Origin of the sequence: Bradyrhizobium sp. DOA1, assembly GCF_001593325.1 — a bacterium.
In the GTDB taxonomy this organism is placed as follows: domain Bacteria; phylum Pseudomonadota; class Alphaproteobacteria; order Rhizobiales; family Xanthobacteraceae; genus Bradyrhizobium.
The window spans coordinates 5,959,996-5,965,995 of sequence record NZ_JXJM01000001.1 but is presented as its reverse complement, the minus strand read 5'-3'; the positions used below and the strand labels follow the sequence as shown (position 1 = coordinate 5,965,995).

General features: G+C 65.6%; 7 protein-coding genes. 2 read left to right on the top strand and 5 right to left on the bottom strand.

Annotation, left to right across the window (positions count from 1 at the left end):
- Positions 1-195 precede the first annotated feature (195 nt).
- From SE91_RS27525 to SE91_RS27510, 4 genes are all read right to left on the bottom strand, one after another.
- Positions 196-2,106, bottom strand: coding sequence for a sensor histidine kinase (locus SE91_RS27525; RefSeq protein WP_061849878.1), 1,911 nt, complete (start codon positions 2,104-2,106; stop codon positions 196-198).
- Positions 2,103-2,786 (bottom strand): response regulator transcription factor, encoded by a 684-nt coding sequence (locus tag SE91_RS27520; RefSeq protein ID WP_060734729.1) that lies wholly within the window; start codon positions 2,784-2,786, stop codon positions 2,103-2,105. Before SE91_RS27520 ends, SE91_RS27525 begins: the two co-directional genes overlap by 4 nt.
- Before the next feature lie 104 nt (positions 2,787-2,890).
- A complete protein-coding gene (locus tag SE91_RS27515) occupies positions 2,891-3,124 on the bottom strand; it encodes a hypothetical protein (protein ID WP_061849877.1) in 234 nt (77 codons plus the stop codon).
- A 130-nt stretch (positions 3,125-3,254) separates the two neighbouring features.
- Complete coding sequence (locus tag SE91_RS27510; protein WP_061849876.1) at positions 3,255-4,121, bottom strand: alpha/beta fold hydrolase; 867 nt, start codon at positions 4,119-4,121, stop codon at positions 3,255-3,257.
- Positions 4,122-4,266: 145 nt separating this feature from the next.
- On the opposite strand from SE91_RS27510, the gene SE91_RS27505 reads away from it, so the two are divergent.
- Positions 4,267-4,644 (top strand): VOC family protein, encoded by a 378-nt coding sequence (locus SE91_RS27505; RefSeq protein ID WP_061849875.1) that lies wholly within the window; start codon positions 4,267-4,269, stop codon positions 4,642-4,644.
- Positions 4,645-4,663: 19 nt separating this feature from the next.
- Positions 4,664-5,557: an arginase family protein gene (locus SE91_RS27500; RefSeq protein WP_061849874.1), complete on the top strand. Its 894-nt coding sequence runs from the start codon at positions 4,664-4,666 to the stop codon at positions 5,555-5,557.
- 43 nt (positions 5,558-5,600) lie between these two features.
- On the opposite strand, the gene SE91_RS27495 is transcribed toward SE91_RS27500, so the two are convergent.
- Complete coding sequence (locus SE91_RS27495; RefSeq protein ID WP_061849873.1) at positions 5,601-5,903, bottom strand: hypothetical protein; 303 nt, start codon at positions 5,901-5,903, stop codon at positions 5,601-5,603.
- Positions 5,904-6,000: the final 97 nt, after the last annotated feature.

Here is a 6,000-nt window from a genome sequence, read left to right as displayed (position 1 = left end):
GGCGTCGGCGTGCGCGCCGGTACGCCAATGAATCGTGGCGGCCCGGTCAATCGCGTCGGCGTGCGCTGATATCGTTCGGTTGATTTGATTGCATTGCTTCGGGCCAACCTGCGGACGAACACCCCCGTCCTCCGCAGGGCAAATCGCCGGCCCGTCCCTCTCTCCGTGCGCCCCACACGTCCGGGGAGAGGGTTTTTAGCCCGCAGCTGCATCGCTGTCGGGGAAACGCCGCGGCAATTGCAGCCGCACGCGCGTGCCCGAGCCATCCGAGCTGAGATCGAGCACCGCCCCGCAACGTGTGGCGCGGCTCCTCATGTTGCGCAGGCCCCTCTGGCCGGCGGTAGCGCCATTGCCGGCGAGCGCAAACCCCTTGCCGTCGTCCGTCACGCTCATCACGCCACAGGGACCCTGACCATCGTCGAGTGTCTCGATGCAGACCGCGATGTGACGCGCCTCGGCGTGCTTCACCGCGTTGGTCACGGCTTCGTCGAGAATGCGCACGATCTGGATGACGTGCCAGGGCCGCAGCTCGGGATGCAGCGGCAGGCCCTGCGGCGTTGCCACGCGCCAGTCGAGCGCGATGTCGTGCGGCCGCAATTGCGCCGTCGCGCGCTCGCGCCATGAGCCCAGCGCGAGCATGAGGTCGCCGCCGATGTCGTCCATGGAGTCGATGACGAGCCGCAGGTCCTTCAGTGCGGCACGGGCGGCGTCCGTGATGGTCGCCCCCTCATGGCCGCGCTCGGACAGCGCGACGATGCTGACGAGCTGGCCGCCGAGACCGTCATGCAGGTCCCGCATTAGGCGCGTGCGCTCGTTGGCGAGCACTGCGGCGCGGGCGCGTTCCTCCTCGCGGACAAAACTCGCCTTCAGCCGCTCCTCGGCCTCGCGCACGCGTGCGACGAGCTGGCCGGCAAAGCTGTCGACCTGGTTCAGCGCGCGCGCAAAGCGCCAGGTCAGCCCGGCGCCGATCGCCACCAGCATGGCCGAATAGGACAGGCGTGAGACGAAGATGCGCTCGTTGGGCATGATGTCGAACACCGACAGCATGTCGTGGACCCAGCAGGTCAGAACGATGGTCACCGCGCAGCCGATCGTGAAGCTCGCCGCGTCCTGCCGCCGGATCACCGCCGTCGCGGTGACGCAGGCCATCAGGAATAGGCAGAGACCGACGGTCGGGATGCCGAGCACCAGAAACAGGATGCGCGGCATCGGCGGACCTGCGATCAGTCCCACGCCGAAGATGATCAGCCCCGGCGCGAACACCAGTGTGGCATAGCGCGGCCAGCGCCAGCCGAAGAACAGCACGCCGAAAACGACGATCAGTGCGCTCTCGATCGGCGCGGAGGCGAGCAGCACGGCGGCGATCCGCGACGTCATTGCCGGCGGCACCGGCGGCGGCAGGAATGCCTGGATGACGCCGAGCACCATGGCCACCGCCAGCACGCCGTAAACCGGCTCGTGCCGCCGCATCAGCCACATGATCGCGAGGATGACGGCGAGGATCGCCTGCCAGGCAGAGAACACCACCTGCAGCGTGACGAACAGTAGCGTGCGCGTCTCATAGGCCGGCCGCAGGCTCTTGTCGGGGCCGACATAGACGGTGTCGAGAAAGCCCTTGAGCGGCCCCCATACGAACAGCCGCACCGTGATCTCGTTGCTGCCGTCGCGCAGCAGCGAGGACGGAATCGCCGCGATCTGCGGCGTGTTGCGGTCCGGCCGATTGGCGTTGGCATCGCGCCGGGAATCCAGCACCACGACGCCATTGACGGCGACCTCCACGGCGTTGCTGAACCGCGGCAGGTACACCGACCATCCCGATCCCGCATCTTCGCCGCGGAACGCGAAAGTGCCGGTGTAGAGCGGCGGATCGGCCAGCGAATAGCGCGATGCGGTGAAATGCGGCAGCGTCACTGCGCGCGTCGCGCCGGCCTCGCGCGCCGAAAACACATTCACGGCGAAGTCTTCGGGGTCGCTGGGCTGGAGCAGCCTGAGCCCGAGGATGGTGCAGATCACGATCAGGGCCTGGAGCAGCAGATAGGGCACGAGGCGCGACACGATCAGCCGGCGCCTTGTGCGCCTCGGTGCCTTCACCGCGATCTCGCTCACAGCTTGATCAAGCCCTGCTGCACGGCTTCGAACACCGCCTCGCTGCGGGTGTGCACCTCGAGCTTGCGATAGATGTTCTTGATGTGGCCGGGCACGGTCTGCCTGGACAGGCCGAGATGGCTCGCGATCTCGGCATAGCTGAAGCCCTTTGCGATGCCCCAGAGAATGTCGATCTCCCGCGGGGTCAGTCTGGCCGTGTTGAGCACGGGGCCCGGCGCCGGCTCCGCCGAATTCTGCGCGGCACCTTGTGTTCTGCGCACGATGAAACGGGCGATCGAGGCCGAGATCGGCGAATGGCCCGCAACCAGGTCGCGCACCGTGGTGGCGATGTCGGTCGGGAAGGCGTCCTTGAGCAGATAGCCGGTGGCGCCGACGGTGATCGCCGAGATCACGCTTTCCTCGTCGCCGAGCGCGGAGATCACCATGATCTCGGTCTCGGGAAAGCGCTGGCGGGTTTCGCGGATCAGTTCGACGCCGTGGCCGTCGGGAAGCCTGAGATCGGTCAGCAGCACGCGCGGCGCCCGCTCGCCGAGCGCGGCGCGGGCTTCCGCGAGCGTGCCGGCGCTGCGCACCTCGTAGCCGGCCTTGACCAGCGCATCCTGGAGCCGCCAGCAGGTCGGCGCGTCGTCCTCGACGAGGAGGATGGTAATGGCCTCACCCGTCTCGCCCTGTTCGCTCATGATCATCGTCCCGCGACCCGCGTGTCCCCCGCGGCGCGAGGCAAGTCTAGCTGGAGCGCGGATGCCGTGACACCCATAATCATGGGGGCGGCGACGCGCGCCGTCTACGAAAGATCAGCCCGCGGCGGCGGATAGCGCCGTGCCAGCGCCGATAGAGGCAAATGTCGTTCGTCCACCGGCAGCTCCAGATAGGCTAGCACCAGCGGCCGCTTCCAGTCGCCGACGCCGAAATCCATCGTCATCCATTTCTGCGGCTCGGGCCCTTCGAGGCCGCGGACCCAGACGAAATAACGCGGCAGGTCGTCGGCATTCGTATCCGTCGTGCGTCTCCTGGCCATCGAAGCTGTCCCGCTGCGTCAACAATCATTGCCGCACGATATAGGGAATATCCGGGCGAAGTCGAACGCCCCGCGGGGCTAAGGAAGCTTCCGCGAGTGCGGCGACGAGTGGCGTGGCTGTCGTTGTCCGTCAGGCTTCGATCCGTTCGAGAAACGATCGCATCAGCGAAACCACCTCATCGAGGTTGGTTTCAAGCAGCCAATGTCCGCCATCCAGGAGATGCAGTTCGGCATCCGGCAGGTCGCGGAGATAGGCGCGCGCCGACGCTTCGGGCATGTAGTGATCTTGCGGTCCCCACACGATCAATGTCGGCGGCTTGTGCTGTCGGAGATAGCGGCGGTGCTCGGGAAACCATTGGCGGTTAGCCTTGAGGTCGAACAGAACGTCGGCGATGGCATCCTTCCGCCGCTCGGTCATCAGCGACCAGTGCAATTGCCAAAGGTCCGGCGCGATGAGGCCAGCCAAATCCGCACGCACGTCGTTCAGGAACTCGTCGCGGAAATTGTCTTCGGTGACAGCGTCCCTCATCGCAGCACGCATCTGTCGGTCGGGCAGCGACCAGGTCTTCTCGATGTCGGCGTATTTCGGGCCAAGCGCATCTTCGTAAGGTATGTCGCCGTTCTGAATGATCTGGGCCACCACCCGCTCGGGACGCATGATCGCGAGCCTTGCTCCGATCGGTGAGCCGAAATCATGAAGATAGATCACGAAGCGCTCGATCTTCAGCTGCGTCACGAACTGGTCGAGCCACTCGGCATAGCCGTCGAAGCTATATTCGAAGTCATCAGGCGTCCCGCTATAGCCGAAGGCGGGATAGTCAGGCGCAATCAGCCGCCATTTGTCGGCCAGTCTCGGCATCAGATTGCGGAATTCGTAGGATGAACAGGGGTAGCCGTGCGGCAGGAGAACGACGGGTGCGTCTTCTGGTCCTGCTTCCCGGTAGAACGTGTCCACCGGTCCGACCTGAACCCTGCGATGTCTGACGCGTGTGTCCATGCCTCGGCTCCTTTGTAGGTAAAGCGCCACTTTGGCGTGGCGTTCCCGGCATCTGCATCTCCGCGGTGGCTGGGCGGCGGCCGGATCCGAGGGAACAACGACCGCGAGCGCCCGTTACGAAACAACATCGGAACGGGAGGTCGTCGTGATCCACCACGTCTCGGTCGGGACGAATGATGTTCAACGCGCGAAGCGCTTCTACGATGCCGTCTTGCCCATCGTCGGTATTCTGCCGATGGCCGAGGACGAGGGCGGACTGGGCTACGGAAGCGGCACGTTTCACTTCAGCATTCAGGTTCCCATTGATGGACAACCCGCGACCGTGGGCAATGGCAGCCATATCGCCTTTGCCGTCGAGAACCGTTCGATGGTCGATCGTTTTCACGCAGCAGCATTAGAGCATGGTGGCAGCGATGACGGCGCGCCAGGGCTGCGGCCGAATTACGACCCCAATTACTACGGGGCGTTCGTCCGCGATCCCGACGGTCACAAGATCGAGGCGGTGACCTACTCGGCCAAATAGCCGCGAACGGGAGGCGGCCATGCCGACCATTCCCTATGCAATCATCGAAGCGCCTTCCACGCTGGGTCTTGCGACCGACGGCGTGGAGCGCTTGCCCGAGCAACTCCTGAACCTTGGTCTTGCGGAGCGCATCGGTGCGCGCCGTGCCGGGCGGCTGCTGGCGCCCCCGAAGGATCCGACGCCCGATCCCGAGACCGGCACGTTGAATGCCAGGGCCATTGCGGCCTGGTCGCCCAAGCTCGCCGACGCAGTGGAAGCCGTGCTCGACGCGGGCGAGTTTCCGGTGGTGCTGGGCGGCGATTGCACGATCCTGCTGGGTTCGATGCTCGCGTTTCGGCGGCGCGGCCGCTACGGCCTGTTCTTCATCGATGGCAACGCCGATTTCTTCCAGCCCGAGGCGGAGCCCAATGGTGAGGGTGCTTCGATGGACCTTGCCTTCGTCTCCGGCTTTGGTCCGCCGCTCCTGACCGACATCGAAGGCTGCGGCCCCCTGGTCCGCCCTGAAGACGTTGTCGCGTTCGCCTATCGCGATCACGGGGATCAGGAGGAGTACGGAAGCCAGCCGATTCCCGACGAACTCAAGGCGCTTGACCTCCCCGCTGTGCGCGCGATGGGCATCGAGGCCGCTGCACGCGAAGCGGTCGATCACCTGACGCGCGCCGAACTGGACGGCTTCTTCATCCATGTCGATGCCGACTGTCTCGACGACGCCATCATGCCGGCCGTCGACTTTCGCGTGCCCGGCGGATTGTCGTGGGACGAGTTGTCGACCGCGCTTTGGGCTGCCCTGGCGAGTGGCAAGGCCGTCGGCCTCGAGATCACCATCTACAATCCGCGCCTGGATGAAGACGGCAGCGCCGGGCGCGGCCTGGCCGATGTGCTCGCGGCAGCGCTCGGATCGGCGGCAGCTTGAACACAGCGGACAACGTCTGCTTTCAGCGCGCGCGTCCCGCCGATCAGCGCCACAACCTGCAACTCGCGACGCGATTGATGTCGGCGAGCCGCCTTGCGGCGTCGCCATAGAGATCGAGGCTGCCAACCAGCGCCAGCAGGCGCCGATGGGCGCCGTCGGCGATCTCGACCGGCAGCGGCGCCTCGTCGAACGCCTCGACATAATCGCCGACGAGACCGCTGAGCAGGCAGCACAGACCGCGCTGGGCGGGATCGTCCCGGCCGAGCGTCTCGAGCTTTTGCTGGAATGTCCGGAAGGTCCGCAGGCCGTGATGCTGCTGCGAAAGCCAATGGTGCAGGTCGTTCATGTGAGCTCCTTCGGATGATGGAAGAAGCTACCGGTTCATACAGCGGGGATGTGGGGATGGCTAGGGGAGGGGGAGCGGGTGTTGTTGAACCAGTCCG

Coding starts and splice junctions, on each gene's coding strand:
- SE91_RS27515 (WP_061849877.1), bottom strand. CDS start 3,124: ATGGCCAGGAGACGCACGACGGATACGAATGCCGACGACCTGCCGCGT.
- SE91_RS27520 (WP_060734729.1), bottom strand. CDS start 2,786: ATGAGCGAACAGGGCGAGACGGGTGAGGCCATTACCATCCTCCTCGTC.
- SE91_RS27510 (WP_061849876.1), bottom strand. CDS start 4,121: ATGGACACACGCGTCAGACATCGCAGGGTTCAGGTCGGACCGGTGGAC.
- SE91_RS27495 (WP_061849873.1), bottom strand. CDS start 5,903: ATGAACGACCTGCACCATTGGCTTTCGCAGCAGCATCACGGCCTGCGG.
- SE91_RS27500 (WP_061849874.1), top strand. CDS start 4,664: ATGCCGACCATTCCCTATGCAATCATCGAAGCGCCTTCCACGCTGGGT.